This window comes from Streptomyces fagopyri (assembly GCF_009498275.1).
Lineage (GTDB): Bacteria > Actinomycetota > Actinomycetes > Streptomycetales > Streptomycetaceae > Streptomyces > Streptomyces fagopyri.
The window spans coordinates 2,075,974-2,101,970 of sequence record NZ_CP045643.1 but is presented as its reverse complement, the minus strand read 5'-3'; the positions used below and the strand labels follow the sequence as shown (position 1 = coordinate 2,101,970).

General features: G+C 71.9%; 19 protein-coding genes and 2 pseudogenes. 13 read left to right on the top strand and 8 right to left on the bottom strand.

The genetic code is table 11. The annotated features are described in order from the left end of the window. Positions 1 to 22: 22 nt before the first annotated feature. The 9 genes from GFH48_RS08980 (at position 23) to GFH48_RS08940 (ending at position 12,648) form a co-directional block, all read left to right on the top strand. Complete coding sequence (locus GFH48_RS08980; RefSeq protein WP_153287755.1) at positions 23 to 220, top strand: hypothetical protein; 198 nt, start codon at positions 23 to 25, stop codon at positions 218 to 220. Beyond that, positions 217 to 1,794 carry a GMC oxidoreductase gene (locus tag GFH48_RS08975; protein WP_153287754.1) on the top strand — a complete coding sequence of 526 codons (1,578 nt, stop codon included), beginning with the start codon at positions 217 to 219 and terminating at the stop codon, positions 1,792 to 1,794. Before GFH48_RS08980 ends, GFH48_RS08975 begins: the two co-directional genes overlap by 4 nt. Continuing rightward, on the top strand, positions 1,791 to 3,209 hold the full coding sequence (locus GFH48_RS08970; RefSeq protein ID WP_153287753.1) for a DUF2252 domain-containing protein: 1,419 nt from the start codon (positions 1,791 to 1,793) through the stop codon (positions 3,207 to 3,209). The genes GFH48_RS08975 and GFH48_RS08970 overlap by 4 nt, the downstream gene beginning before the upstream one ends. A gap of 14 nt (positions 3,210 to 3,223) precedes the next feature. Further along, positions 3,224 to 5,047 carry a glycoside hydrolase family 15 protein gene (locus tag GFH48_RS08965; RefSeq protein WP_153287752.1) on the top strand — a complete coding sequence of 608 codons (1,824 nt, stop codon included), beginning with the start codon at positions 3,224 to 3,226 and terminating at the stop codon, positions 5,045 to 5,047. A 166-nt stretch (positions 5,048 to 5,213) separates the two neighbouring features. Beyond that, a complete protein-coding gene (locus GFH48_RS08960; protein ID WP_228120462.1) occupies positions 5,214 to 5,684 on the top strand; it encodes a hypothetical protein in 471 nt (156 codons plus the stop codon). Further along, on the top strand, positions 5,654 to 7,072 hold the full coding sequence (locus tag GFH48_RS08955) for a hypothetical protein (protein WP_153287750.1): 1,419 nt from the start codon (positions 5,654 to 5,656) through the stop codon (positions 7,070 to 7,072). The genes GFH48_RS08960 and GFH48_RS08955 overlap by 31 nt, the downstream gene beginning before the upstream one ends. Beyond that, complete coding sequence (locus tag GFH48_RS08950; protein ID WP_153287749.1) at positions 7,069 to 8,682, top strand: vWA domain-containing protein; 1,614 nt, start codon at positions 7,069 to 7,071, stop codon at positions 8,680 to 8,682. The genes GFH48_RS08955 and GFH48_RS08950 overlap by 4 nt, the downstream gene beginning before the upstream one ends. Before the next feature lie 49 nt (positions 8,683 to 8,731). Further along, entirely contained in the window at positions 8,732 to 9,844 is a 1,113-nt protein-coding gene (locus tag GFH48_RS08945; protein ID WP_153287748.1) for an ATP-binding protein, read from the top strand. Next, the gene (locus GFH48_RS08940) at positions 9,841 to 12,648 is read left to right on the top strand and encodes a DUF5682 family protein (protein WP_153287747.1); all 2,808 of its coding nucleotides are present in this window, start codon (positions 9,841 to 9,843) and stop codon (positions 12,646 to 12,648) included. The genes GFH48_RS08945 and GFH48_RS08940 overlap by 4 nt, the downstream gene beginning before the upstream one ends. A 158-nt stretch (positions 12,649 to 12,806) precedes the next feature. Here the strand turns inward: GFH48_RS08940 and GFH48_RS08935 are convergent, their stop codons facing one another. The 4 genes and pseudogenes from GFH48_RS08935 to GFH48_RS08920 all read right to left on the bottom strand — a co-directional run. Next, positions 12,807 to 13,571 carry a YqjF family protein gene (locus tag GFH48_RS08935; RefSeq protein ID WP_153287746.1) on the bottom strand — a complete coding sequence of 255 codons (765 nt, stop codon included), beginning with the start codon at positions 13,569 to 13,571 and terminating at the stop codon, positions 12,807 to 12,809. Between the two features lie 177 nt (positions 13,572 to 13,748). Further along, on the bottom strand, positions 13,749 to 15,491 hold the full coding sequence (locus GFH48_RS08930) for an LCP family protein (RefSeq protein ID WP_194280532.1): 1,743 nt from the start codon (positions 15,489 to 15,491) through the stop codon (positions 13,749 to 13,751). Between the two features lie 293 nt (positions 15,492 to 15,784). Next, positions 15,785 to 16,984 (bottom strand): glycosyltransferase, encoded by a 1,200-nt coding sequence (locus tag GFH48_RS08925; protein ID WP_153292800.1) that lies wholly within the window; start codon positions 16,982 to 16,984, stop codon positions 15,785 to 15,787. A gap of 319 nt (positions 16,985 to 17,303) precedes the next feature. Then, positions 17,304 to 17,501: pseudogene (locus GFH48_RS08920) on the bottom strand (MarR family winged helix-turn-helix transcriptional regulator); the annotation flags it as partial. Here GFH48_RS08920 and GFH48_RS08915 point away from each other — a divergent pair. Further along, positions 17,498 to 18,092: pseudogene (locus GFH48_RS08915) on the top strand (alpha/beta hydrolase); the annotation flags it as partial. The pseudogenes GFH48_RS08920 and GFH48_RS08915 sit on opposite strands and share 4 nt — an antisense overlap. A 38-nt stretch (positions 18,093 to 18,130) precedes the next feature. Here the strand turns inward: GFH48_RS08915 and GFH48_RS08910 are convergent. Next, a complete protein-coding gene (locus GFH48_RS08910; protein WP_407698620.1) occupies positions 18,131 to 18,613 on the bottom strand; it encodes a MarR family winged helix-turn-helix transcriptional regulator in 483 nt (160 codons plus the stop codon). 120 nt (positions 18,614 to 18,733) lie between these two features. On the opposite strand from GFH48_RS08910, the gene GFH48_RS08905 reads away from it, so the two are divergent. Continuing rightward, entirely contained in the window at positions 18,734 to 20,287 is a 1,554-nt protein-coding gene (locus tag GFH48_RS08905) for an MFS transporter (RefSeq protein WP_228120460.1), read from the top strand. 219 nt (positions 20,288 to 20,506) lie between these two features. Continuing rightward, the gene (locus GFH48_RS08900; protein WP_153287745.1) at positions 20,507 to 21,208 is read left to right on the top strand and encodes an SDR family oxidoreductase; all 702 of its coding nucleotides are present in this window, start codon (positions 20,507 to 20,509) and stop codon (positions 21,206 to 21,208) included. 197 nt (positions 21,209 to 21,405) lie between these two features. Here GFH48_RS08900 and GFH48_RS08895 read toward each other — a convergent pair whose 3' ends face one another. Then, the gene (locus GFH48_RS08895) at positions 21,406 to 22,785 is read right to left on the bottom strand and encodes a VWA domain-containing protein (protein WP_153287744.1); all 1,380 of its coding nucleotides are present in this window, start codon (positions 22,783 to 22,785) and stop codon (positions 21,406 to 21,408) included. Then, positions 22,782 to 23,639 carry an AAA family ATPase gene (locus tag GFH48_RS08890; RefSeq protein WP_153292797.1) on the bottom strand — a complete coding sequence of 286 codons (858 nt, stop codon included), beginning with the start codon at positions 23,637 to 23,639 and terminating at the stop codon, positions 22,782 to 22,784. The genes GFH48_RS08895 and GFH48_RS08890 overlap by 4 nt, the downstream gene beginning before the upstream one ends. Positions 23,640 to 23,816: 177 nt before the next feature. Here GFH48_RS08890 and GFH48_RS08885 point away from each other — a divergent pair, with 177 nt between their 5' ends. Beyond that, positions 23,817 to 24,389, top strand: a complete 573-nt coding sequence (locus GFH48_RS08885) for a TetR/AcrR family transcriptional regulator (protein ID WP_153287743.1) — start codon at positions 23,817 to 23,819, stop codon at positions 24,387 to 24,389. 217 nt (positions 24,390 to 24,606) lie between these two features. Here the strand turns inward: GFH48_RS08885 and GFH48_RS08880 are convergent, their stop codons facing one another. After that, the gene (locus GFH48_RS08880; protein ID WP_153287742.1) at positions 24,607 to 25,791 is read right to left on the bottom strand and encodes a CaiB/BaiF CoA transferase family protein; all 1,185 of its coding nucleotides are present in this window, start codon (positions 25,789 to 25,791) and stop codon (positions 24,607 to 24,609) included. Positions 25,792 to 25,997 lie beyond the last annotated feature (206 nt).

Below are 25,997 nucleotides of genomic sequence, written 5' to 3'. Positions count from 1 at the left end.
GAGACCATCACCCAGGGATACCTTGGTCGTCGAGGAAGTCGTCGAGGAAGTCGTCGAGGAAGTCGTCGAGGAAGTCGTCGAGGAAGTCGCGGAAGAAGGCCTCGGGGATTTCTTCGGTTTCTTCGAGTCGTACGAGTTCTCCGCGGAACGTCGGGTACTTCCCCCCTCTCGAACCGCCCGGCAGGACCGGACCATGTTCCGAGGACGGTGGCCGGTATGACCGATACGCATTACGACGTCATTGTCGTCGGAACCGGCGCGGGTGGAGGCACCCTCGCCCATCGACTGGCGCCCACCGGGAAAAGAATCCTCCTTCTCGAAAAGGGCGGCTATCTTCCTCGTGAACGCGACAACTGGGATTCCACCGCGGTCTTCGTCAAAGGAAAATATCGGGCTCCGGAGTTCTGGTTCGACAAACACGGGGACCGGTTCCCGCCCGAGGTCAACTACTACGTGGGAGGCAACACCAAGTTCTACGGCGCCGCTCTCTTCCGGCTGCGCCCCGAGGACTTCGGTGAACTCCGCCATCACGACGGTGTCTCGCCCGCCTGGCCACTGCGCTACGACGACCTGGAGCCGTACTACACCCAGGCCGAACACCTCTACCGCGTGCACGGCCGGCACGGCGAGGACCCCACCGAGGGCCCGGCCGGCGCCCAGTACGCGTATCCGCCCGTCCAGCACGAGCCGCGGATCCAGCAGCTCAGCGACGACCTGGAGAAGCAGGGACTGCACCCCTTCCACCTCCCCGTCGGGGTCGACCTCACCCAGGACGACCGGGGCGGGGCCGCACACGGCAGCGCCTGCATCCGCTGCGACCGGGTCGACGGCTTTCCCTGCCTGCTCGGCGCGAAGTCCGACGCGCAGGTCATCTGCGTCGACCCCGCCCTCGCCCACGCCAACGTCGAGATGGTCACCCACGCGGACGTGCGGCGCCTCGGCACCACCCCGGACGGCCGGAGCGTCACCCGGGTCGTCGTGACGCTGGGCGACGGCTCCACCGCGGAGTTCAGCGCCGACATCGTGGTCGTCGCCTGCGGGGCCGTCAACTCGGCCGCCCTGCTGCTGCGTTCGGCCGACGACCGGCACCCACGAGGCCTGGCCAACAGCTCCGACGTGGTCGGCCGGTACTACATGCGGCACAACAACCTTGCCCTGATGGCGATTTCCAGGGAACCGAACGACACCACGTTCCAGAAGACCCTGGCACTGAACGACTGGTACCTGGGATCCGACGACTGGGACCACCCCTTGGGCGGCATCCAGATGCTAGGCAAGTCCGACTCCGCGCAGATCCACGGCGAAGCGCCCCGCTGGGCCGGTGCCGTCACCCCCGACCTGCCGTTCGAGGTGATCGCCCGTCACGCCGTCGACTTCTGGCTGTGCGGAGAGGACCTGCCCGTCGCGGACAACCGGGTCACCCTGGACCGGGACGGCGGCATCCACCTCGCCCTCGACGAGAAGAACAACATCGCCGGACTCCAGCGGCTGCGGCACAGGCTCCAGGGCATGCTCGGCCACCTGGGCATGCACGAGCACCAGTTGCTGTCACACAGCATCTACCTGCACAAGGGCATGCCCATCGGCGCCACCGCGCACCAGGCGGGCACCGTGCGCTTCGGCACCGACCCCCGCGCCTCCGCCCTCGACGTGCACTGCAAGGCCCACGACCTCGACAACCTCTACGTCGTCGACACGAGCTTCTTCCCGAGCATCGGGGCGGTCAATCCCTCACTGACCGCCATCGCCAACGCCCTGCGCGTCGGCGACCACATCGCGGAGCGACTGCGGTGAACTCCCTTCCCACGGCCGACAGCGGGACCCGGCACCGTACGCCGCGGGAACGAGCGGCACTCGGCAAGGACGCCCGCTCCCGCGCACCCCGCTCCAGCCACGCCGAGTTCGCGCCGACGGCGAGGCGGCCGGACCCGGTGGACGTCATCGAGGCCCAGTCGGCGACGAGGGTGCCCGAGCTCGTACCGATCCGCTACGGCAGGATGACCGAGTCGCCGTTCCGCTTCTACCGAGGCGCGGCCGCCGTCATGGCCGGGGACCTCGCCGGCACCCCGCGGACCGGCATCAGGACACAACTGTGCGGCGACGCACACCTGCTGAACTTCCGGCTGCTCGCGTCGCCCGAGCGGCGCCTGATGTTCGACATCAACGACTTCGACGAGACACTGCCCGGCCCCTGGGAATGGGACGTCAAACGGCTCGCCGCCAGCTTCGTCGTCGTGGGCCGGGCCAACGGTTTCAGCACCGCGGAACGGGCCGGCGTCGTACGGGCGACCGTACGGTCCTACCGCGAGTGGATGCGGCACTTCGCCGAGATGGGCAATCTCCCCGTGTGGTACGCCCAGTTCGACGAGAACTGGGTGTGGACGCACTTCATCCAGGACGTGGACGCGCGGGCCCGCGACCGCTGGACACGGTCGGTGCGCAAGGCGCGCACCCGCGACAGCCTCCAGGCCTTCGGGAAACTCACCCACCTCGTCGACGGGAAGGCCCGCATCGCCGCCGGCCCGCCCCTGATCACGCCGTTCGCGGACCTGCTCGCCGACGTGGAACGCGGCGTGCTGGAGAAGCAGATCCGCCGGATGATCGAACGGTACGGCCAGAGCCTCCAGCCGGACCGGCGGTTCCTGCTGGAGCAGTACCGCCTCGTCGACATGGCCCGCAAGGTGGTGGGCGTCGGCAGCGTGGGCACCCGCTGCTGGATCGTGCTCCTGCTCGGCCGCGACGACAAGGATCCGCTGCTCCTCCAGGCCAAGGAGGCGGGCGAGTCCGTCCTCGCGCCCTTCGTGGGCAGCGGCGGCCACCGGACACAGGGCGAGCGAGTGATCTCCGGCCACCGGCTGATGCAGGCCACGAGTGACATCTTCCTGGGCTGGGAACGGGCCGACGGTATCGACGGGCGTCGACGGGACTTCTACATACGGCAGTTGCGTGACTGGAAGGGCATCGCCGAGCCCGGGACGATGGTGCCGACCGGGATGCGCGCCTTCGGCGAACTCTGCGGTGCCACGCTGGCCCGCGCGCACGCGAGATCGGGCGACCGGATCGCCATCGCCGCCTACCTGGGCGCGGGCGACGTCTTCGACCGGGCACTCGTGGCGTTCGCCGAGCGCTACGCCGACCAGAACGAGAGGGACCACCAGGCACTCGTGGACGCCGTCCGTACGGGGCGGGTGACGGCCGAAACGGCCTGAGAACGGAGACCGGCATGGACCGATACCCGCCCATCGCCGACCACGGTCTGATCGGGGACCTCCAGACCGCGGCGCTGGTGTCCTCCCACGGCGTGATCGACTGGTTCGCGGCGCCGCGCTTCGACTCGCCCAGTGTCTTCGCGGCCCTCCTGGACCACGACGACGGTGGTCACTTCCTGCTCGCCCCCCAGAGCCCCGGGGGAACCTGGAAACAGCTCTACTACCCGGACAGCGCCGTCGTGGTGACCCGCTTCATGTCAGCCGACGGGGTCGGCGAGATCATCGACCACATGCCCGTCCGGCCCGGCCCGGCGCCGACCGACCGGCACAGCATCGTCCGGGTCGTGCGCGCCGTGCGCGGCACCGTGCGCTTCGCCCTCGAATGCCGGCCGCGGTTCGACTACGCGCGGCTCCGCCACGAACTCGACCTGACCGCCGACCGGGCGACCTTCCGCGCCCCCGGCGTGAGCGCCCACCTGCAGGCCACCATGCCGCTCGAACGGGACGGCCACGACGTCCGGGGCGGCGTCACCCTCAGCGACGGAGAGACGGCGGCCGTGGTGTTCAGCATGTGCGCGCCGGGCGGCGAGGCGCCACCACCCCCCACCGACGAGGGGGTCACCGAAGGGCTGTGGGAGACCGTCGACTTCTGGCAGAAGTGGGTACGCACCTCGCGCTACCGCGGCCGCTGGACGGAGATGGTGCACCGCTCCGCGATCACCCTCAAGCTCCTCACGTACGCCCCCACGGGCGCGCCGGTCGCCGCCGCCACCATGGGACTCCCCGAACAGGTCGGCGGAGAGCGCAACTGGGACTACCGGTACACCTGGGTGCGGGACGGCTCCCTCTCGGTGCGGGCCCTGCTCGACCTCGGCTTCGTGGAGGAGGCCACCCGCTTCACCCGCTGGCTCGGCGACCGCCTGGAAGCCCGGGAGGGCCCGGACGGCGAACCCCTCCAGATCATGTACCGGGTCGACGGAGACCCCCGGCTGACGGAGGAGATCCTGCGGCACTTCGAGGGCTACCGGGGTTCCTTCCCGGTCCGGGCAGGCAACGCGGCCTCGGACCAACTGCAGCTCGACATCTACGGCGAGGCCATGTACGCGCTGTCCGAGAGCCGCTCCGTCGGCGAACAGGCCGGCTATCACGGCTGGAAGAGCCTGGCCCGCACCCTGGACTGGCTGGCCGACTCGTGGGACCGGCCCGACGAGGGCATCTGGGAGACCCGCGGCGGGCGCAAGGACTTCACCTACAGCCGGGTGATGTGCTGGGCCGCCTTCGACCGCGGCCTGAAGCTGGCGGCCGAGTTCAGCAGGCCGGCCGACACCGCGCGCTGGACCCGGGCCCGGGACGAGATCCTCGAACAGGTCATGGTGCGCGGCTGGAACGAGCGGGAGCAGGCCCTGGTCCAGCACTACGGCGGCGACGTCCTGGACGCCTCACTGCTGCTGGCCCCCCGCGTCGGATTCCTGGCCCCCAGGAGCCCCGCCTGGCTCAACACGCTCGACGCCATGGACCGCGTCCTCGTCTCCGACAGCCTCGTCCACCGCTACGACCCCGAGGCGTCCCCCGACGGACTGCGCGGCCGCGAGGGGACGTTCAGCCTGTGCACGTTCCTGTACGTCGACGCCCTCGCCCGCGCGGGACGCCTCCCCCAGGCCCGCTACGCCTTCGAGAAGATGCAGACGTACGCGAACCACGTCGGCCTGTTCGCCGAGGAGATCGGCCCCAGCGGGGAGCAGCTCGGCAACTTCCCGCAGGCCTTCACCCACCTCTCGCTCATCATGGCCGCGACGACGCTGGACGAGGCGCTCGACGCCCTCCACCTCCGCCGCTGAACGGCCGGACACGCCGCGGTCCCCGGGCCGCGGCGACACCGTCGTGATCGGCGTTGTCAGTGGTCGCCAGTAGGTTCGTTCGTGTCCCCGCCGTTGTGGCGCGGGCGTCCCCTGGCGCAGAGGAGATGGTGAGTTGTCGGACTGGGAGAGGTCGAGCACGGCCCGGGTGACAGCACCCGTGCGGCCGCGCAAGCTCGCCAAGGTTCCGTTCGTCGAGCTGGCCGACGGACGCCTGCAGGGTGTGGTGTCCAGTGGCTCCGACATCGAGCGGGTCTATGTCTCGTCGGTCGCGGCGGGCACGTACACATTCGCCTGCAGCACCAACAACAACCGGCCCTGCGGCGGGGCCCGCGGCGGATTCTGCAACCACATCAAGGCCCTGATCAACGAGGCGGTGCTGCAGTACGGACCCGAGCGCGTCGCCCGCTGCCTCAGGGCCGAGAGCGCGGACGGGGAACCGAGCGCGCAGAGCATCACCGACGGCATGAGCGCCACCCGTCCCGCGCAGGGGGACACCAAAGCCGCCGCTCCCGTCTTCAGCCGGTTCCTGCGCCACCTCGCCTATCTGGAACTCGCCCCGACCACCGCGCCGTTGCCGGAGATGCAGTGGTTCCCGCCGACCAGGGCGGTGGCGTGATGCGCGCCGACCTGCTCGCCGGGACCGTCCCCGGGCTCGACGAGGTCCTGACGGCCGTCGACGCCTTCGACCGGGCGCTCGTCGGCGGTCTGCTGCGACCCCAGTCCGCCCAGGCCGCCGGCCTGACGGAGCTCGCGGACGCCGTCGCGGGAACGCCACTGGCCGCCAGGGCCGCCGAGGCGGCCGGGAAGGCGGCGGCCGGAGCCGCGAGCGAGGACGACCTCGTCGCCCTCGCAGCCGCCCGCGCCGCCCTGCTCGGCTCCGTCCACGACGCGCTCGTGAGCCGCCTGGACGAGGCGACAGGCCGTGACCGTGTCCAGGAGACGCCGCCACCGCCCGCCGACCCGCGGCCCGCGAACCTGCTCGCCGCCGCCCGCTCCTGGCTGTCCGACCTGGCGCGCTGCGGGTGGCGGGGCATCGACCACGAAGTGGTGTCCGGGGTGGCGCCCGCCGTCTCCGCGATGCTTCCGGACCCGGCGCTGCGCCGCCTGGCGACGCTCCTCGACGGCTTCGCCGCCGAACTCGCCGCGTCCTGCCCGGGCGCGTCCCTGGACCGTGTCCCGGTACGCCGCTGGGGCGACCTGTGGTCACGCGCGATGCTGCTGACGGTGCCCGGCGCGGCGGGGTCGCCCGCGACCGGCACGGCCACCGGCCGTCTGCTGCCCCTCGGCGTCGACGTGCAGGAACACGCGACCGCCGTGCAGGCCCAGGTGCACGCGGTGTTCGAGCCCGCGGACGGCACCGCGCCCCGGCTGGTGCGGGCCGCGGTGTCGGTGCCGAAGCCGGACACGGTCGTCGGAGCGGGTCTGTGGCAGCTGCTCCGCCCGCACATGTCGCTGCTGGCGGCCGTCAGCGAGGGCCGCGCGATGGACCTCGCCGACATGCCGGTGACCGCCGAGGGCGACCTGCTGTGGAGCGACGAGCGCGCACGTCCGGGGGAACCCGCCGACGCGTTCGCCACCGCCCGGGTCGTCCTGCCCACCGCGACCGACGCGGCGACCGCACCCCTGGACCGGCATCCGACGCGCGTCGCCGCCCCCGTTTTCCTGGAGGGCTACACGGTGCGGAAGGCCGACGACACGCTGACGTTCACCGTCGCCGGACACACCCTCGCCGTCGACACCGACCGCGTACCCGCCGCCGGGCCGCTCACCCCCGAGGCGGTCGCGGCGTCCGGGGCGTGCATCGGACTGCTGCGCTGGGACGCCGGAGCGTTCGGTGTCCAGCCGCTGGCCGTCGAGACGACGGTCCGGAAGAAGGCCGTCGCCATCCACGCCGGGGGATGGGCCGGAGGCACCACGGACAAGGCGGGGGTCCGGGCCGAGAAGGCCGCCACCGACGCCGTGGCCGTGCTGCGGGAGCGCGCGGGAAGGCTGCTGCGGAAATGACCGATCACACGGCCGATCACACGGCCGGGCACGAGAGCGGGCACAAGGCTGGGCACTTGACCGGGCACGCGACGGATCGGACGCCCGCATCGGAGACGGCCGACGGCGCCGCGCCCGGAGCGGACCCCGACGACAACCGCCGTCAGGTTCTGTACTGGCGGCTCCTCGCCCGGCTCTTCGACCACGAGGAGCAGGCCGCGCTCGAATCCGCGAGCCTCGCCGTCGTCGAGGACATCGGGCTGCCGTCCGGGCTGCTGGACCCGCAGACCTCCGTCGACTCGATCGTGCAGCGCCACCCGGCACTGGCGGCCGAGTTCGACGGCCTGATGACGCCCGGGGCCGGGGCCGGGGCCGCGGCCCGTTCCGATTCTGGTTCCGATGCCGGTTCTGATTCGCACGGCCGGGACGGGGACGCCGACGGGGGTGGGGACGCCGCCGAGAGTGGCGGCCGCGACCGGCCCGCCGAAGTGCGCCGGGCCGCGCTCGTGTCGAAGGTGCTGCTGAACGTCTTCGCCTCCGGCTCCGGCACCGTCACCGCGGGGCAGCTGGCGCGCTGGCAGTCGGACGCGGGCTGGCTGGAGCGGGCGCTCGGCTGCAAGCCGGGTGACCTGCGCGGCGGACGCGCGGCAGGCGGTGCCGGGACGGCCGCGGGCGGGCCCGGAGTCAGCCCGACCGGGACCGGCGGCCACGGTACGACACCCGACCTCAGCCGGCTGATCCCGGCGATCGGCCCGGAACTGGGCGCCATCGAGGCCGACCTCGTCAAGCGGATGCGCCTGCGCGAGGTACTGGCGGACCCCGCGCTCGCCGCCCGGCTCACCCCGAGCATGTCGCTCATCGAGCAGTTGCTGCGGGACAAGGACAACCTCTCGGGCGTGGCCCTGGCCAACGCCAAGGCCCTGATCCGCCGCTTCGTCGAGGAGGTCGCCCAAGTACTGCGCACCCAGGTCGAGAAGACCTCGGTCGGCGCCCTCGACCGCTCCGTGCCGCCCAAGCGGGTGTTCCGCAACCTCGACCTCGACCGCACCATCTGGAAGAACCTCACCAACTGGAGCCCGGAGGAGGAGCGGTTGTACGTCGACCGCCTCTACTACCGGCACACCGCACGCAGGACGACCCCTCAGCGGCTGATCGTCGTCGTCGACCAGTCGGGTTCGATGGTCGACTCGATGGTGAACTGCACCATCCTGGCGTCGATCTTCGCCGGGCTGCCGAAGGTCGACGTCCACCTGATCGCGTACGACACCCAGGCGCTCGACCTCACACCGTGGGTGCACGACCCCTTCGAGACCCTGCTGCGCACCAACCTCGGGGGCGGTACCGACGGCACGGCCGCCATGACCCTCGCGCAGCCGAAGATCGCCGAGCCGCGCAACACCGTCGTGGTGTGGATCTCCGACTTCTACGAATGGCGGACCGACGAGCTGTTCGCGAGCATGGCCGCCGTGCATCGCTCGGGCGCCAGGTTCATCCCGGTCGGGTCCGTGACCAGCTCCGGGCGCGGCAGCGTCAACCCGTGGTTCCGGGAGCGCTTCAAGGATCTCGGTACACCCGTGCTCTCCGGCCACATCCGCAAACTCGTCCACGAACTCAAGACGTTCCTCGCCTAGTGCCGCGGCACGGGCCACCTGCCCAGCAGACCTTGAGAAAGGCCCTCACATGTCCGAGCTGTTGCGCGCCCCCGCGGAGATCAAGTACGCCGAGGAACTCGACTGGCTGGAGTCCGTCGACGACAACCCGAAACCGTTCTCGTGGCGGCTGTCCCCGAAGATGGTCCGCCTGTTCGTCCTCGGCTCGGAGCGTTCCGACGGCCTGGACCGGGAGATCTCCCCGAAGTGGTTCGGCGACCGCAGCTTCGTCGAGCGCTCGATCGTCACGCTGGCCTCCGACCGCGGACTGCTCCTCATCGGCGACCCCGGCACCGGAAAGAGCTGGCTGGCGGAACTGCTGTCCGCCGCGATATGCCGTAGCTCCACCCTGGTCGTACAGGGAACGGCCGGTACCACCGAGGACCACATCAAGTACTCCTGGAACGTGTCCATGGTCATCGCCAAGGGCCAGTCACGGGAGTCGATGATCCCCTCACCGATCATGACCGCGATGGAGACCGGCGCGATCGGCCGCTTCGAGGAACTCACCCGCTCCACCAGCGACGTCCAGGACGCGTTGATCTCCATCCTGTCCGAGAAGTACATCTCGGTTCCCGAACTCGACAGCGACGGCATCGTCTTCGCCAAGCCCGGCTTCTCGATCATCGCCACCGCCAACAGCCGCGACCGGGGCGTCAACGACCTGTCCTCGGCCCTCAAACGCCGCTTCAACTTCGTCCGCATCCCGGTGGTGACCAACAAGAAGAGCGAGGCGGAGATCGTGCGCTTCCGCACCGAGGAACTGCTGCGCCGCCACCGGATCGAACTGGACGTACCGCCCACGCTGCTCGACGTGCTGCTGCAGAGCTTCGCCGACCTGCGCGCCTCCGCGGCCGCGGCCGGCAGCGACGACGAGAAGCTGGAGTCCGCGCTGTCCACCGCCGAACAGATCGGCGTGCTCGAGGACGCCATCCTGCACGGCAACTTCTTCGGCGAACGCTCCCTGACCGCCCACACCCTGGCCTCCTCGCTCGTCGGGTCACTGGCCCGGCGCGAGCCCGAGGACCTGGCCATCCTCAACAAGTACCTGCACGGCGTCGTCGAGCCGCGCAGCAGGGAAGAGGGCGGTTCCTGGCCGGAGTTCCTGGAGGGCGGCCGCGAAGCGATCGCCACCCTGTCATGACCGGCACCACCGAGGGGACCTTCGCGGCCCTGCGCACACAACTGCGGGAGGCCGCCGCGACGTTCGCCGACGGCCCCGGCGCCCTGGAGGGCATCCTCCTCGGCCTCGTCGACGACGTCGACCGCGCGGTGCGCGAACCGCTGGAGATCTTCCCCGTCTGCCACCACTCACCGGCCTCGGCGATCGCGATGGCGCGCCGCCTGCGGGAGAAGCAGCCGAAGGTCGTGTACCTGGAGCTGTGCGAGGACATGGCGCCGCTCCTGACCGAACTGCGCAACTGCCGGCTCCCCGTGGCGGTCCAGGCGTTCGCGACCGAGACCGACGGCTTCCCGGCCGAGTGGTCCCCGCTCTCCGTGGTCGCCCCGATCACCGAGGCCTCCGCCGAGTACCAGGCGATCGCCTACGCCCTGGACACCCCGGGCGTCGAACTGGTCCTCGTCGACCGCTCCTCCGACCACGTCTTCCAGTGGGACGAGCGCGGGACCCGGGACGCGGAGCCGGCCGAGACGGACGCACCACCCGCCGAGGAGGCCGCGCTGCACGGCGACGCGGTCGGCGTCGAACTGGGAGACCTGCGCCCGCGCTTCGCCGAACTGGAGGAACACCTGCTGCGCCACGGCAGGGTGCGGCACTGGTCGGAGTGGTGGCACCAGTACGTCGAAATGCCGCTCGGCGACAGCGATCACGACACCTACCGCCAGGTCATGCTCCTGATCGGCAGCCTCTTCCGACGACTCGCCCCGGGTGATTCCCACCGGGTCCGCGTCGACGAGGACCGCGAGCGCCACATGTGGACGAGGATGCGCGAACACCTCGCCGCGACCGGCACCGACCCCGCGGACTGTCTGTACGTCTGCGGCGCGTTCCACGCGGCCAGCCGGGTCGAGGAGTTCGGGGTCCACGGCACCGACACCTTCGAGATCGGCCCGCGCACCGCCACCAAGTGGCAGCACGGCCTGATCCCGTCCAGTCACGCGGCGATCGAGGCGCATTTCGGCCTCGCCACGGGATCGGTGTCGATCGCGGCGACGCTCTGGGCGAAGAACGTCGGGCGCACCCGTGTCCGTCCGTACCGGCTGGCCGGACAGTCCGGCGCGGGCGGACCGCGGGCCAGGAAGACGGTGGCGGCGACGGCTCCCGTACCGGAGCTCCCGGCCGCGGACAGACTGACCGGCTTCCTGGGCCGGCCACCCGTCCTGGACCGGCTGGACGAGGCCGAGCTGCTCGGCTGGTCGGTGGAGGTCGTACGCGCCGCGCGCCGCAACGGCTACCTCGCCTCCACCGCCGACGCCATCGCCGTGTTCGAGACGTCGATCCTGCTGGCGGGGATGCGCGACCGGGCCAAGCCGACGCCGTACGACTTCCAGGACGCGGCCGTCACCTGCATCGAGAAGGACACCGTGCCGGGCCGCCGGGACGTACGCCACATCGTGGCGATCATGATGGGCGGCGACCGGATCGGCCAGGTCGGCTACGACGCGCTGCCGCCCCTGGCCCGCGACGTGCACGACCGTCTCGCCCCCCTGAACCTGAGACTCCAGCAGCGCGGTGTGCAGCGGGCGTTGCTGGACATGACGGGACGGCCCGAGCTGGAGCGGTGCTCCGACGTGCTGTGGATGCTGCGCCGTCTGCTGCCGCAGGGTGCCGCACGGCCGATCATGGGCGAGCGCAAACTGGGGGAGCGATCGATCCAGGAGTCGTGGGACCTGGCGCTCGGTACCCACCAGCGGGCGCTCATCGAGCTCGGGTACGAGGGTGTCAGCATCGAGCAGGTCCTCGAACAGCGGCTGCGCCGCACGGCGTACGCTCCGCGGGCCACCACGGCGACCGTCCTGGAGGCCGTCGAGGACGCGACGCTGTATCTGCGCGGCCGCCGCCTCCCCGACGAGCTGGGCACCCACGCCCTGGAAGTGCTCTCCGCCGAGCGCGGCGTGGACGGGGCGCCGGAGGTGCTGCGCCGGGTACGGCGGCTGCTGGCGTACTACCGCACCGGCGAGCCCGTGCTGCCGCCGTGGATCGAGTCGTTCGTCAAGGCGGGATACGCGCACTACTGCACGCTGCTGCCGACGGCGTTCACCGACGAGGACGCCACCGTGCGGCAGGTGGCGGCGATGCTGGGCTTCCTGTTCAGCATGGAGGGCCTGGCGCTGTCGCTGAGCTGCGACCGGACCCAGCTGGAACTGGCGGTCGCCCAGTCGCACCCGCGAGATCCGTCCAGGACGGCGCTGTTGTGGGCGGCCCGGACGCAGCTGGGGCACCTCTCGCGCGCGGACCTGCGCGCGCGGTGCGACGAACTGCTCGGCAATCCCCTGGTGGTGCCCGCGTATCCGCGCTACCTCAGCGGCTTCGTGCACGCCCTGGAGCCCGTCCCGGGCCTCACCGACTTCGTCGTGGAAGCGGTGTCGAACGCGTTCGGACGGCTGCCGGACCCGGTGCTCCTGCCATGGCTGCCGACCCTGATCACCACCCTGCGCTCGGGCGGCGCGGAACTGGCCCCGCTGCTGATCCGTGAGGTCGGGCGGATCTTCCCCGGGCGGCTCGCGGAGCTGGACGCGTGGGTGCCGCCGTGGCAGGCACAGCCGCAGGCCGATGCCGAGGCCGGGCGTACGGCACGGCGCGCGGGCGCGGGCGGCGGCGCCCATGCCCTGCTCGTCACCCACCCCGCCACCTGCGACGCGTTGGCGAACCTGCTGGGCTGCGAGGGGACGTGGCGCACGGCCGCCCCCGGTCCCTCGGGCGCCGCACTGGCCGCACGTCATCCGGACACGGCGGTGGCGCTGGAGGCCCTGCTGGCGAGCGGCTGACGCGAGGGCGCGAGGGGAGACGGACCAGAGGGGACGGAGGGGCGGGTCGGCCGACCGGGACGCCTCTCCGTCGATGGCGCGCGGTCCCGGGACGTCGAGGGTCCCCGCCGTGCGGGCGCGGGCACCCTCGACGTGTTCGGCCCGGAGGACGGCCGTGTTCAGGGTGTCGGGATGCCCGCGGGCCGCGCCGGGCGGCCGAGCCGGACCGGCACACCGGGGGAGTACAGCACGCTCACCGGTTCCCCCTGGGGCGCGGCTACACCGGCGGCTTCGAGGAGGTTCTCCTCGCAGGCGAGCAGCCGGGCGCGGTGCAGGGGCCAGCCGGGGTGGTCGTTGGGCAGGTATCCGGTCCTGCCGAAGAAGGCGTTGTGCATGCCCCAGCGGGCGGTCAGGAAGTGCTCCAGCCCGGTGGGTTCGCCGATCGGTGCGCCCCTGCGCAGGACGATCCGGCTGTGCGCGCCGCGCGGTCCCGGCCAGCGCCGTGAGCTGGTGTAGGTGATGACGTCGTCCTCGGCACGGACGTCCATACGGGACCACGTGTACGGAAGCCGGAAGGCGGCCCGTCCCATCAGCACGGGCACCAGCCGGGCGGCGTCCATCGACCGGAAGACCACGCCGCGCCGCCCGTGCGCGTCCACCGAGTACAGGCGCACGTTCGTCTCCGGGAACGTCCCCAGGTAGGGCACGCCGGGGGAGTGGAGCCAGCCGACGCGGTGCATCCGGAAGGCGACCAGGCCGACGTAGGTGACTCCGTCGAGCACGTCGGGGACGGTTCCCTCGGGCAGCAGACCGGCGACGGCGTCAGGGGCGACCGCCCAGTGGACGAACGCGAGGTCGAGCCACTGCTGGGTGAGCAGCGGTCTCGGCAGGGCCCTGGGCGCGTGCGGGGTGACGGGCTCCGGCGGCTGCGGCGTGGTCGGCACGTGGCCAGCATCCCAGACGGGCGCGGACCCGGGCGGGCGCGGACCCGGGCGGGCGCGGACCCGGGCGGGGCCGACGGGAACGGCGTACGGCCGCGCGTACCGCACCAGTGCCTCGGTGGGCCCGGACACCGGGTGGTGCCGGCGGGCGGACGGGCCTGCCGGCGGCGGTGCCGGGCGTCAGGGCGCCGAGTCCTTCTTGGTGGTCGCTGCCGCGTAGGCCTGGGACGGGGTCATGGCGACGCCGTCGAGGCTGACCGTCCTGTACGTGCTCACCTTGGCGCAGGACTTCGACTCGTTCGCGGTCTGGGAGTGGGCGTCGGCCTTGGCGGCCTTGGCGTCGGCCGGAGCGCCCGAGGTCGCGGAGCCGCCGGGGAAGGTGGTGCCGCTGGTCCAGTCCGTACCGATCACCAGGGTCACGCCGCCGCCGCCCTGCTGGAGGTGGGCGGAGGAGAGTCCCAGCGTGCGGGCGACGGTCTGGGCCTCCGCCTTCTTTCCGGTGCCGTAGGTGAGTGTGGTCGTGGCCGCGCCGCCGGGGGCGTTGCCGGTGGTCGTACCGGAGTTGTAGCCGTGGTCGATCAGCGCGCCGGCGACGGCGGAGGCTCGGCCGGCGATGCCCGTGCCGTTCTCCACCGTCACCGCGATCCGGGCGGCGGGTACCGGGGAGGCCGTGGCGGTCGCGGTGGCCGCGGCGGACGTCTTGCCGGAGGTGCCCGTCAGCGACTGGTCGTCCGCGATGGTGGCGAACAGGCTCCGGGCGGCCGGGGCGGCCACGACCCGGTCGCTGTTGTTGGGGTCGGGCGCCGTCTGCATGGTGGCGAACGTGATGCGCTCGGCCGGGACCTTGTCCAGGTCGGTGGCGAGCCCGACCAGCTTCTTGACGCTGCCGAGGCCGGTGTCCACGGTGAGCGCCTTGGAGGCGGCGTCGGCCAGCTTGTAGACGGCCGCGGGGTTGGTGAGGGTGCCGGCGCTCTTGAACTTGCGGATCATGGAGCTGAGGAAGATGTGCTGGGCGTAGGTGCGCCCCAGGTCGCTGCCGTCGCCGAAGCCGTGTCGTGAGCGGACGAACTCCAGCGCGGCGACACCCTTGAGGGTGTGCGTGCCCTTGGCGAGCTTCAGGTGCGAGTACGTGTCGTAGACGTTGGAGTCGACACACGCGGACACCCCGCCCACCGCGTCCGACATCTTCACCACGCCGGAGAAGTCGAGCTGGACGAAGTGGTCGATGGGGATGCCGGTGAGCTGGTGCACGGTGGCCACCTGACACGCCGGACCGTACTGAAGAGCGCTGTTGACCATGCCGGAGTAGCCGCCGGTCGACGTACCCGTCGCGCTGTTCTTGCAGGCGGGGACGCTGGTCACGGTGTCACGGGGGATGCTCATCACCGTGGCGTTGGACCGGTCGGCGGAGATGTGCAGCACCATCTCCACGTCGGCGTTGCCGCTCCCCGACTGCACGCCCGTCTGCGAGCAGCCGCCGCCGAGTTTGCAGTCGCTCGCGCTGGTGCGGCCGTCGCTGCCCATCACCAGGATGTTGATCGGCGTGCGGCCGAAGGAGTCCGCCTTCTCCTTGCCCGCGCTGTCGCTCGCCGTGCCGTCGGTCAGCGGGACGCTGTGGAGGTTGCCGTTCAGGTGCTCGTAGAACCACCATCCGGCGCCCGCGGTGACCATGAGCAGCAGCGACAGGGATATCGCGGCCGTCCGCAGGATCCGTCTGCCCTTTCCGGCGGCACGGGCGCGGCGCCGTGACGTGCCCCGGCGCGCGCGGCCGCGCGCCCCGGCCCCGGCAGGTGTCGCGGAGCGCGAGTCGGCCCGGCCACCCGTCCGCGGTGCGGCGGAGTCCTCTTCCGCGCGCTGCCGTGGCACCGCCGGCGCGCGGCGGCGCGTGGCCCGGCCGACGGGGCCGTCCCCTGGGTCAGTCATCTCGCACTCCCACGAAACGGTCGGGCCGCTCAGGCCTCGGTGCTGTGGCGAAGGGGGATTCCCACCTTGCTTGCGTGGTTGCGCAATATAGCAATCGCATATGACAACTCTCGGGGCGACCGGCTTCTCCACCGTGAACGGCGGCGCTCCACCCCCCTCGGCCGCCGATACAAGCACTGATTCCTGTGGGCGGGCCGGGAGGGGTGGAGCGGTGGGGCGGTTCGCGGCGGAGAGGCGGAGAGGCCGGGAGGCCGGCGCCGGGTGCCGGGGCGACGGGGCGGCGCCGGCCGGTTCTAGAACGGTTCCGGAAGGGGCTCGGGGACGGACAGGGACACCCGGCCCGCCCCGCCGCCGACCCGCTCGACGAGTCCGGCGTACGCGGCGATCATGCGGGTGCGGCTGAACCGTTCGCGGCTGAGGGCGAGGGCCGGGGCGAACTCGGCACCGCGCTCCACCGCCTCACACCAGGCCCGCGCCACCGCCTCGGCGTCGAGCGGGGTGAGGAAGCCGTGCCCGGCGACGATCGAGGCGCAGTCGCCGACGTCGGTGGCGACCGGGACGGCGCCGCACATCATGCCCTCGATGAGCGACAGCGGGGCCGCCTCGCCGCTGGAGGAGGTGAGGGACACCACGTCGGCGGCGGCGTAGACGATCTCCATGTCGTCGCGTACGCCGAGCAGCGATACGCGGTCGGTGAGCGAGGCCTCGTCGCCGAAGGCGGTGGCCATGTCCTCGCGCAGAGCGGCGTTGGCCCGCGTCATCCCGGCGCCGCACATCAGGACCTGGCCTTCGGGGCGGCGGCGCAGCCAGGCGCGGGCCGCCCGCAGGAAGAGCGGCACGTTCTTCATCTCCGCGTAGCGGGCCGCGAAGACGATCACGGGCGCGTCCGCCGGTATCCCCAGCGACGCCCGCAGCAGCGCGCGCCTGAAGGGGTCGGGGCGGAACCGCAGCAGGTCCACACCGTTCGGGATCACGTGCAGCAGCTCCGCGGGGATCCCGGCGGCGGCGTACGCCGCTCGGGTCGACTCGGCACAGCAGATCGCGGCGGCGATCCGGCCGTCGGCGACCGCGGTCCTCAGTTCGTCCAGGGCCGCTCCCTGGTTCTCGGGATCGGAGCGGTGCAGGCACACCACGACGGGCCGTCGGGGCAGGCCCGCCTGGTTGAGCAGGCCGAGCGGCTGCTCCTTGAGCGACAGGATGACGTCCGCGCCCGCCATGGCCCGGGCGGCGGCGGCCAGCTCCGGTCCGGTGAAGGCGTTCGCGGCGTCGGACGCCCCGTGACCGCGGCCCAGGGAGGTGACCGGAACGCCGGCCCCGGTGAGGGACCGGAAGCAGACGTCGTCCTCCATCCGCTGCCGGGTCGCCTCCCGATACATCTCGCCATTCAGGCTCAGCACCGAGTGGCGCTGACCACCCTCATGGAGCCCCATCACGACATCGCTGTGCACGATCCGGGCCCCGCCCGAAAAGAATCCCTCATAGATCGACAGCACACGCAGTTCGTCCATCACGCGCACCTCACGGCCCGTCTCGCAGAAAGGGAGGAAACCATTTCAACCCCTGTGATCTGCGGGTTAGCCGCTATGGACACAAGAGAAACTTGCGCGCCCGTGAACTCGTCGTTTCAAATTCGGACACGTTCGGTTACGTCGCACCGCAGGGCCGGACGAGAGGGAAAAGGGCGGGAGGTGCGGAAGGGCGCGGCCTCCCCACACACACTCGATGGCAAAGAACAGGCCAGTGTTTTCGTGGCCCGGAAACGCGTGGCGAGGGCGCGGAAGGTGGCGAGGGTGCCGAGGGTGCGGGTGCCGCTCAGTGCTCCGTGACGTTGGCGGTGAGCAGGCGCAGGAGGTGTTCGGCCGTGGCGTCCTGCTCCGGGGTCAGGCCCATGGCGTCGCCGATGGCGAGGGGAACCGTGTCCGCGCGCTCCCGCAGGCGGGTCCCGGTCTCGGTGAGGCGGATGGCCACGGACCGTTAGTCCTCCGCGCGGCGCTCACGGCGGAGCAGAGGCCCGCTGTCCGGTCGCCATCGAGCAGAACTACGCCGTCGCCCGCTGGGTCGTCACCGAAGGTGCCGAGCACGGCTTCGACGCGTCGCGTGTCGCGGTGGCCGGTGACTCGGTCGGCGTCAACATGACCGCGGCGCTCACCCTTGATGGCCAAGGAGCGCGACGATGTCCCGCTCGTCCAGCAGGTGCTCTTCTACCCGGTCACCGACGCGAACTTCGGCACCGGCTCCTACCACCAGTTCGCCACCGGCTGCTTCCTGCGCCGCGACGGCATGCGGTGGTTCTGGGACCAGTACACGACCGACCCGAGCGAGCGCGCCCGGATCACCGCGTCCCCGCTGCGCGCCACCACCGAGCAACTCACCGGTCTGCCCCCGGCGCTCGTCATCACCGGTGAGGCCGACGTCCTGCGCGACGAGGGCGAGGCTTACGCCAACAAGCTCCGGGAGGCCGGCGTCGCCGTCACCGCCGTCCGCTACCAGGGCATCATCCACGACTTCGTGATGCTCGACGCCCTGCGTGGCACGCATGCCGCCGAAGCCGCCGTCGGCCAGGCGATCAGCACCCTGCGGGCCGCCCTCGGTACGGCCTGACGTGGGGGAGTCGGCCGTCCGTCCCTTGCCGTAGGTGCTCAGGCGGTGGGATGGCCGTCGGTCTGGAACAGTCGCGAGAGCAGGCCGTCGAGGGTGGCCCGCTCGGCGTCGCTCAGTGCGCCGAGGGCCTGGTGGGTGGCGTGCATTCCGTCGCGGACGCGAACCACGACGGCGGCGCCCTCCTCCGAGAGGACGACGTTCTTCACGCGGCGGTCGGTGGGGCTGGCCTCGCGGTGGACGAGACCGCGTGCCTCCAGTCGGTCGATGATCCCGGTGATGTTCGACGCGTCGCAGCGGAGCGTGTCCGCGAGGGACCGCATGGGGACGGGACCCTGACGCAGCACGTTGAGGGCCTTGGCCTGGCTGTAGGTCAGACCGTGCGCGGCGGCGGCGGTGGTGAGATCCGCGTAGAGGCTGACCATGGACGCCCAGAGGGTGTCGAGCAGTACGGCATGGGAGACGCCGGGGTGCCCGCCGTCCGGTACCTCGGCGGAGCGGCTCGTTCCAGGTGTCACGGACATGGGCCCAGCGTAACCCGAAACTTGACTACCTCAACCTTCGGTGCTTTCCTCTCTCCGGTTACTTGAAGACCTCAACCTTCAAGAGCATGCAGTTTTCCGGGCTCCTAAGGAAAGAACACCGTGACACCCTCCGATCGCGGGGCGCAGACACGCCCCGCAGGCGATCTCTCGCTCGTCCTGGTCCTCGGCCTCGCGGCCATGATCGTCTCGATGATGCAGACCCTCGTCGTACCGATCCTGAGCATCATCCAGAGCGACCTCGGCACCAGTACCGCGAACGTCAGCTGGGTCACCACCGCGACCCTGCTGTCCGCCGCGGTCTTCACCCCGCTGCTCGGCCGCTTCGGCGACATGCACGGCAAGAAGCCCACGCTGATCGGGGTTCTGCTGCTGATGATCGCCGGATCGGTGCTGGCCGCGACCACCACGTCACTGCTGTGGCTGATCGTCGGCCGGGTGCTCCAGGGCGCGGCGACCGCGATCTTCCCGCTCGCCCTCTCGGTGCTGCGCGAGGAGATGCCGCCGGCGAAACTGCACGGCGCGATGGCGATGGTCAGCGGAACGCTCGCCGTCGGCAGCGGGTTCGCCCTGGTGGCGGCCGGACTGCTCACCCGCGGCGCGGATCCCGACTACCACCGGGTGTTCTGGCTCGCCGTGGCCCTCGCCGCCGTGGCCCTCGTCGGCGTCCTCGTACGTGTTCCCGCCTCGCGCTCGACGACCGGTGGCCGTACCGACTGGCTCGGCGCGGTGACGCTCGCCGCGCTGCTCGTCCTGCTCCTGCTGCCGATCTCGCAGGGCCACGAGTGGGGCTGGGGCTCCGTGCGCACCTTGGGTCTGTTCGTCGCCGCCGTGGTCATGGCGGCCGTCTGGGTGTTCGTGGAGCGGAGCGTCCGCGGGCCGATGGTGGACATGCGGATGTTCGTCCACCGTCCGGTGCTCTTCACGAACCTCGCCGGTCTGTTCCTCGGGTTCGCGATGTTCTCGCAGTTCATCGGCGTGGCCTATCTGGTGCAGATGCCGAAGGAGCTGACCGGGTACGGATTCGGCGCCTCGGTCCTGCGCGCCTCGGTCGAGTACCTGCTGCCCACCACGGTCGTCTCGCTGCTCGCCGCGCAGCTCGGCGGGATCCTGGTCGGGCGGATCGGGGCGCGGTTCACCCTGGTCGTCGGCGCGGTGTTCGGCGTCGCCGGATTCGCGTGGCTGACCCTCGCGCACGGCAGCTCCGCCTCGATCATCCTCGCGGGCCTGCTGATCGGTGTGGCCGTCAGCTTCGGGTACGCGGCCATGCCCGCCCTCATCGTGGCGAGCGTTCCGCACCACCAGACCGGCATCGCCAACGGGCTCAACTCCATCTCCCGTTCCGTCGGCAGTGCGATCGCCAGCGCGGTGATCACCTCGCTGCTGGCGTCCAGGACGATCGCGCACCTGCCGGCCGGAGTGCCCGCGCTGCCCGCCGAGAGCCAGTTCACCCTGAGCTTCGCGATCGCCGGTGTCGCGTTCGTGATGATCGTGGCGGTCGCGCTGGTCGGTCTGACCCGGGGTGCCACGCCCGCGTACGCGGCGGCCGGCGAGAGCGCCTCCCCGGCGGAAGCGATGACCGGACCGGCCGCCGGTGGGGTCGCCGAACTCGCGGGGGACAGGGCGGAGGAGAAGGCGGCCGCCGCGACGGCCTGACCACCAGGGTCCTCCCCGCGTTCGCGGCGGTCCGGGGGGACCGGGAACGGCCGGGAACGCCTCGCGCCGCCCGTCGGCGGGCGCGAGACGTTCCCGGCCGTCGCTGTGTGCGGACAGGTACGGAGAGGTGCGGCCGGGTTCGGCTTGCCCTTGGAAACCGATCGGTTTACGCTGACCTCAGTTGGTAAACCGATCGGTTTCTCATTGTGGGGAGTTCTCATGACATCCATCGAAGGTTCGGTCGCTCTGGTCACCGGCGGCAGCCGGGGCATCGGCAGGGCGCTCGTCCAGGGCCTCTACGAGCGCGGCGCCAAGAAGGTGTACGCCACCGCACGCGACCCGCGGACCGTCACGCACCCCGACGCGGTGCCGCTGGCCCTGGAGGTGACCGATCCCGCGTCCGTGGCCGCGGCCGCCGAGCAGGCGCAGGACGTCACGCTCCTGATCAACAACGCCGGTGCCTCCGTGAACGCGAACTTCCTGGAGTCCCCCGTCGAGGACGTCCGCCGCGAGTTCGAGACGAACTTCTACGGACCCCTCCTCGTCACCCGCGCCTTCGTCCCGGTCATCGAGCGCAACGGCGGCGGCCACATCCTCAACGTCCACTCGGTGCTGTCCTGGATCGGTGTCCTCGGCTCCTACAGCGCCTCCAAGGCCGCCTTCTGGTCGCAGACCAACTCCCTGCGCCTGGACCTGAAGCCGCGCGGCATCGAGGTCACCGGACTCCATGTCGGCTACGTCGACACGGACATGGCCGCGCACGTCGACGCGCCGAAGTCGTCCCCGGACGCCGTCGCCGCGCAGGCCCTCGACGGCATCGCGTCCGGCGCCTTCGAGGTCCTGGCCGACGACCTCACCCGGCAGGTCAAGGTCCAGCTCTCCGAGGACATCGCCGTGATGTACCCGCAGCTGACGGCCTAGGCCGGCGGACGCGCCCCGGGCGCACGAGACCCGGGCGGGTCGCGCCCCGTGCGGCGCGACCCGAGCGCGCGCGACCGGGGCGGACACGGGCCCGGGGGGCCACGGGCCCGGACCGTCGCTCAGACCGGACGGACACGGCCCGGACGGAGATGGCCCGGGGAGGACGTGACCCGGACGGACATGGCCCGGGCCGTCGCTCAGACCGGCAGCAGGCGGCCGATGAGGTCGCCGAGCTGCCGGGCGTTGCGGCACTCGTGCATCTCGACGAGTCCGGCGTACTCGGGCGCGGCGGAGTCGCCGGTGCCCCACTGGGACCGGGGTTCGGGGTTCAGCCAGTAGACGCGCCGGGCCCGTTCGCACAGGTCCCGTACGGCCGGCAGGTTCGGGTCGCCCATGTTCGTACGGGCGTCACCGAGGACGAAGACCGTCGAGCGCGAGCCCGCCGCGTCGGCGTAGCGCTCGGTGAACTCTCCGAACGCGACACCGTAGTCACTGCTGTCGTGCCAGCCGGTCAGCGTGGCCTCCGCCCGGATCCGGGCGCCCAGCCCCGCCGGATCGGCCGCACCGCGCACCAGCAGCCCGGTCACCTCGTCGACGCGGTTGACGAAGGCGAACACCCGTACCTTGCTGAACTGGTCGTGCAGCGCCTGCACCAGCAGCATCGTGAAGTCCGAGAAGCCCGACACCGACCCCGACACGTCGCACAGCAGCACCAGTTCGGGCCGGACGGGCCGTCGCCGGCGCAGCACGGGCCGCATCGGCACCCCACCCGTCGACAACGACGCGCGCAAGGTCCGCCGCAGGTCGATGGTGCCCCGGGCGGCACGGCGGCGGCGGGCGGCGAGCCGGGTGGCCAGCTTGCGCGCGAGAGGCTGAACCACCCCGCGCAGCTCCGCGAGCCGGTCCCGGCCCGCGAACAGGAAGTCCACCCGGTCGACCGTCGGGGCCACCGCCCTCCGGGCGATCTCGTCCCGGCCGCGCCGCTCGGCGACCCGGCGCCGCGCCTCCGTGGCGACCAGGGCCCGGAAGGTCTCGATGCGCCGCCGGATCTCGTCCTCCAGCAGCCGGTCGGTGAACCCCGCTGCACCGTTCCGTGCCCGGACGTCGTCCCGGGCGCGCGCCAGCAGGGTCTGCGGCCGCAGCCGGTCGAGCGTCTGGTACGAGGACCAGCCGTCCGACCCCGGCGAGGAGCCGTATCCGCCGAAGCCGTCCACCGCCTCCACCGCCAACCGGGCCAGCAGCGCGGTGTCGTCGCCGGCGAGCGCGGCCGCGAGCCGGTCCCGCAGCTCCGCCCGGTCGGCGGCGGGCGCGCCGGCGCCCGCCGCGCCCGTTTCCGGCACCCCGGCCAGCCGCGGGAAGTACAGGTCGAAGGCCGGATCGAAGACCCGGCGCTGTGCCGTACTGTGCAGCAACGCGGCGGCGAGTCCCTCGCGCAGCCGTTCCCGGTCGGTGAGGCCGAGCGCCTCCATGGCGTGGGCGGCGTCCACCGTCTCACCGGTGCCGATCCGTACGCCGTGCGAGCGCAGCGCGCCGACGAGTTCCGTCAGCCGTCGCGTCACTCCGGCCGGCGCGTTCACATGGCGTCCAGATCGAGCTTGGCGGCCGCCTTGAGCACATCGTCCTGGTGCTTGAGGAGGACACCGAGGCTGTCGCGTACGACCGACTCGTCGAGGGTGCCGGCGCCGAGCGCGAGCAGGGTGCGCGCCCAGTCGATGGTCTCGGCGACCGACGGGACCTTCCGCAGATCCATCTCGCGCAGCGCGCCGACCACCCGGACCACCGACCGGGTCAGCGCCTCGTCCAGGCCCGGCACCTTCAGCCGTACGATCCGGCGCTCCAACTCCTCCTCGGGGAAGCCGATGTGGAGGAAGAGGCAGCGGCGGCGCAGCGCCTCGGACAGTTCACGGCTCGCGTTCGAGGTGAGCACCACGAAGGGCCGGCTGGTCGCGGTGATCGTGCCCAACTCGGGGACGGTGACCTGGAAGTCGCTGAGCACCTCGAGCAGCAGGCCCTCCACCTCGACGTCGGCCTTGTCGGTCTCGTCGATCAGCAGCACCTTGGGGCCGTCGCCGCGGATGGCGGTCAACAGCGGCCGGGGCAAGAGGAATTCCTCGCTGAAGATGTCCGTGCGGGCCTCGTCCCACGTCTCGTCGCGGCCGGCGCTGATCCGCAGCAGCTGCTTGGCGTGGTTCCACTCGTACAGCGCCCGGGACTCGTCGACCCCTTCGTAGCACTGCAACCGGATCAGCCGGGCCCCGGCCACCTCGGCGACGGCCTTGGCGAGTTCCGTCTTGCCGACCCCGGCGGGGCCCTCCACCAGCAGCGGTTTGCCGAGCCGGTCGGCCAGGAAGACGGTGGTCGCGACCGCGGGCGACGCCAGATAGCCGGTCTCGGCGAGGCGCGCGGAGACGTCGTCGACGGATGTGAACAGCAACGGGGCCTCCAGCGCGGTGCGGGTGAGGGCGGGCGGGCGCACTCTGTGAACGTCACTATCCAAGCGCTTGTTCAGTGACCTGTCACGAGTGCCCCGTCGCATGTGACGACGCCCACTCACGTGCGGTAGACCGATCGGTTTCCCCGTGGCGTTCCCGCGCGGTAACCTTCCCGTATGGCCACTACAGACAAGGCGTCCACGAGGGACCGGCTGCTGGACGCCGCGGCCGACCTCTTCTACAGTCAGGGCGTCTCCGTGGGCATCGAGGCCCTGTGCAGGACGGCCGGCGTCTCGAAGCGGTCGATGTACCAGCTCTTCGCCGGCAAGGACGAGGTCCTGGCGGCGAGTCTCGAACGCCGGATCCCGCTCTACGAGGAGCAGCTCTCGCCCGCTTCGGCGGCCGACGCGACGCCCCGCGAGCGCGTCCTGCGCGTCTTCGAGCGCGTGGAGTACTTCTCCACGCGCCCCGAGTACCGCGGCTGCCCCTTCCTGGCCGCGCTGGTCGAGCTGAAGGACCCCGAGCACCCGGCGAGCGTGGTGGCAGGCACCGCCAAGGACCGTCTCGAGGAGATGTTCCGGGCCGAGGCCGAGCTGGGGGGCGCACGCGACGCGGGGCTCCTCGCCCGGCAGCTGATGCTGGTCTTCGACGGCGCGAGCGCCCGCGCCGGGTCCCGGATCGAGACGCTGGACGACGGACTGGCGACGACGACCGTCACCCTGCTTCTGGACGCGGCGGGCGTCGCCTGACCCCGGCGGCGGGGTGCCCACGGGGGCGGTTCCGGTGTCACCGGCGGCGCTCCGGCGGGTGCGCGGCCCCGGACGACCGTCACGGTGATCACCGTGACGACGACGCCGGGTCGCGAGGCGCGGTCCGGCGGGCGTCCCGGGGGAGCGCGCCCCGCCCCGCACCGGCAAGGGGGCCACGGGCCGGAGGGGCTTCCCCGGATGCGACGGTGACGGTGGGTCAGACGACGCCGTCGGCCCGCAGGGCGGCGATGTCGGCCGAAGCGTGACCGAGCGCGGTGAGGATGTCCTCGGTGTGCTCGCCGAGGGCGGGTACGGCGTCCATGCGGGGGTCGACTCCGGCGAGGTCCACGGGCGGCAGGAGCGCGGGCACCACGGCTCCGGGCACCCGCACGTCGCGCCAGCGGCCCCGTTCACGGAGGACCGGATGGGCGAGGAACTCCTCGACGTCGTTGACGCCGGCGTTGGCGATGCCCGCCGCGTCCAGCAGTTCGCGCACCTCCTGACCGTCCAGCGCGCGGAACCGCTCGGCCACGATCGCGTCGAGCGCGTCGCGATGGGTCACCCGGTCCGGACCGGTGGCGAAGCGCGGGTCCTGGACGAGGTCCGGCCGCTCCAGGAACCGCTCGCACAGCGCGACCCATTCGCGCTCGTTCTGGATGGAGAGCAGCACGTCCTTGCCGTCCGCCGTCGGGTACGTGCCGTAGGGGGCGATGGTGGCGTGCCGGGTGCCGATCCGCGGCGGCTGGGTGCCGCCGTGGCGCGTGTACAGGGCGGGCTGGCTCATCCACTCGGCCAGCGCCTCGAAGAGCGACACCTCCACGGCGCGGGCGACGCCCTGGGTGGCGCGGGTGAACAGGGCGGTGAGGACGCCCGAGTAGGCGTACATGCCCGCGGCGATGTCGGCGACCGACACCCCGGCCCGGGCGGCGCCGTGCTCGTTGCCCGTCAGGGAGACCAGGCCCGTCTGGCACTGCACGAGCAGGTCGTACGCCTTGCGGTCGGCCCACGGCCCGTCGGAGCCGTAACCGGTGATGGCGCACGGGATCAGCGACGGGTGCCGTTCCTTCAGCGACGCGGCGTCGAGGCCGAGCCGGGCGGCCGCTCCGGGGGCCAGGTTCTGTACGAACACGTCGGCGCCGGCCAGCAGTTGCTCCAGGATGTGGCGTCCCCTCGCCGACTTCAGGTCCAGGGTCAGTGACTCCTTGGAGCGGTTGAGCCAGACGAAGTAGCTGGACTCGCCGTGCACGGTGGTGTCGTAACGGCGGGCGAAGTCGCCCTCTCCCGGACGTTCCACCTTGATCACCCGAGCGCCGAGGTCGGCGAGTTGACGGGTCGCGAAGGGCGCCGCCACCGCCTGCTCGACGCTGACGACGGTGATGCCGGCGAGGGGAAGCTCGGTCATCGGACGGACCTCCGGAGAGCTGGCCGGGAGAACATGGCGACGCGGGTCATGCTGCCATCATGGGCACGCTCGCGGTGTCCGCGGTGACCGGGCCGTGGTGACTGCCGTGTCCGCGGTGACCGGCCCGGACTGTACGCGGACGCGGCCCCCCCACAGGTCCGGGTCGCCGCCCGCCCGGGTATCCCGGACAGGGTGTGGTAGGCCGG